This window comes from Azospirillum sp. B506 (assembly GCF_000333595.1).
Lineage (GTDB): Bacteria > Pseudomonadota > Alphaproteobacteria > Azospirillales > Azospirillaceae > Azospirillum.
The window spans coordinates 1-2,063 of the sequence record NZ_BADK01000929.1 but is presented as its reverse complement, the minus strand read 5'-3'; the positions used below and the strand labels follow the sequence as shown (position 1 = coordinate 2,063).

The following is a 2,063-nucleotide window of genomic DNA, read 5'->3' as shown; positions in this document are numbered from 1 at the left end:
TGGCGATCCCGCGGGTCTCACCGCCATCGACCTCAGCCGCGCCATGGGCTGGCTTCCCGACGAGGTTTATCTGGATACCCATGTGGCCAGCGAACGCGAGCTGGCACGCTTCCACACCCCCGACTACATCGCGGCGCTGAAGCGGGCGGAAGCCGAACAGCGAGTGGATGAGGCGACCGCCGCCCGCCACAATCTCGGCAAGCTGGAGAACCCGGTGTTCGCCGAGATGTACCGGCGGCCGGCCCACAGCAGTGGCTCTGCATTGCAGGCGGCTCGGATCCTGGGTGACCGGCCGGCCGGACTGGTCTATGCCCCGGCGGCCGGCACCCACCATGCGCGGCGAGATCGGGCCAGCGGCTTCTGCTACTTCAATGCGCCGGTGCTGGGCATACTTGAACTGTTGGACCATGGGCTGGAGCGGGTGCTCTATGTCGATCTCGATGCCCACCATGGCGACGGGGTGGAGGAAGCTTTCGCCGACGACGACCGGGTGCTGACCGTTTCCATTCACGAGGATGGGCGCTGGCCCTATTCCGGCAAGGCGGAGGACCGTGCCGGGGGAATGGCCCGCAACCTGCCGGTGCCGCCGGGCTTCAACGACAGCGAGATGGAGCATGTGATGGAGGTGGCGGTTCTGCCGCTCGCGCGTGCCTTCCGTCCGCAGGCGATGGTGATCCAGACCGGCGCCGACGCACTTGCCGAGGATCCGCTGAGCCGGCTGGAACTCTCCAACCGCGCATTGTGGGATGCGGTGGCGGCCCTGCTGCCTCTGGCGCCCCGGGTGCTGGTGGTGGGCGGTGGCGGCTATAATCCCTGGTCGGTCGGACGGTGCTGGGCCGGACTCTGGGCGGTGATGAATGGCAGAGATCCCGCCATCCGACCGACGGCGGAGGCGGAGGCCGTGCTGCGCGCCCTGACCTGGAACCGTGCTGCCGGCCGCAACCCGCCGGAACACTGGTTCACCACGATTGGCGATGAACCGCGACCGGGACCGGTCCGCGATGCGGTCAGGCATGTGGCGGAAATGGCGGTGTCCTGAACGACGACTGCCGGCCGCTGCAAACCACCCGATACAGTTCCGATGAATTTGGAACGAAGCTGTGACGATTCGTTGACGGGTCCTGATTGTTCGTCGATCCTCTTTTCAAGGCACCGGTGCCGCTTTCGGGATGGAGCCTATCGGCCGGCATTCGCCGGCTTTGGCTGGGAGAATGGGCGAGCGGATGTCGAACACGACGCTGTTCCTGATCGCCACCGTCATCATCATGCTGGCTGCCGTACCGGTCGCCATGATGCTGAAGGATTTTCTGCCGAACATCATGGAAAAGAGCAGCGGTCTTGAGCAGATCGAGAACCGCATCTATGTGCTTCACGCTGAAGCGCAGGAGCTTCAGAACCGCGTCAACCATCTGGTTCAGCGCCGCAACAGCCAATCTGCCGACCGCAACCGGCTGGAAACCGATATCCGCAAGGCGGAAAAGCAGATCCGTGACTTGGCCGACCAGCCTCCGATGTTCGTGCATGAGGTGGGAGATCCCCAGGCCGGGTTGATGAAGTTCGTCGCCACCGTGACGCAGGAAAAGGCATCTGTCGCCGCCCGCGCCGCCGGCGAGCGGGTGCAGGTCAATCCCATCTGGCGCTGTACCAATGTGGCGGAGGTCTGGGCGTCCAGCTTCGACGAGGCCAAGCAGATGTGCGACGTTGCCTTCCCGTTCAAAATGGGCTTCCAGAAGTCCTTTATGCGCGGCACCGAGAAGACAGGCGCCAAAGGCGGTGGCAAGGGTGCTCCCATGCCGCCGGCGACCGCTCGGTCCAAGGCCGGTGCCGTCCCATGATGATCAACTTCATCATCATTCTCGCGATCGTCTCCATCGGCGCGTGGCTGGGCAATGTCCTGTTGGGCGTGGAGCAACGGGTGTCGCAGGCCCGCCAGCGCGTCCGCGGCGTGCGGAAGACTCTGGACNAGCTGGATGCCACCATCCATCGACTGCATCGGGAAGAGAAAACCTTCTTACCGAATCGAGGAGTTGACCAGGGAATCGTGGAACTGCGCAGAAGCAGGT

General features: G+C 64.4%; 2 protein-coding genes and 1 pseudogene. All 3 read left to right on the top strand.

The window, feature by feature from the left end; genetic code table 11:
• The coding region (locus I71_RS28720; RefSeq protein ID WP_042702349.1) for an acetoin utilization protein AcuC at positions 1-1,039 on the top strand (1,039 nt) is incomplete at its 5' end.
• Positions 1,040-1,223: 184 nt separating this feature from the next.
• On the top strand, positions 1,224-1,835 hold the full coding sequence (locus tag I71_RS28715) for a hypothetical protein (RefSeq protein WP_042702351.1): 612 nt from the start codon (positions 1,224-1,226) through the stop codon (positions 1,833-1,835).
• Positions 1,832-2,063, top strand: a pseudogene (locus tag I71_RS28710) (hypothetical protein); the annotation flags it as partial. The gene I71_RS28715 and the pseudogene I71_RS28710, both read left to right, overlap by 4 nt.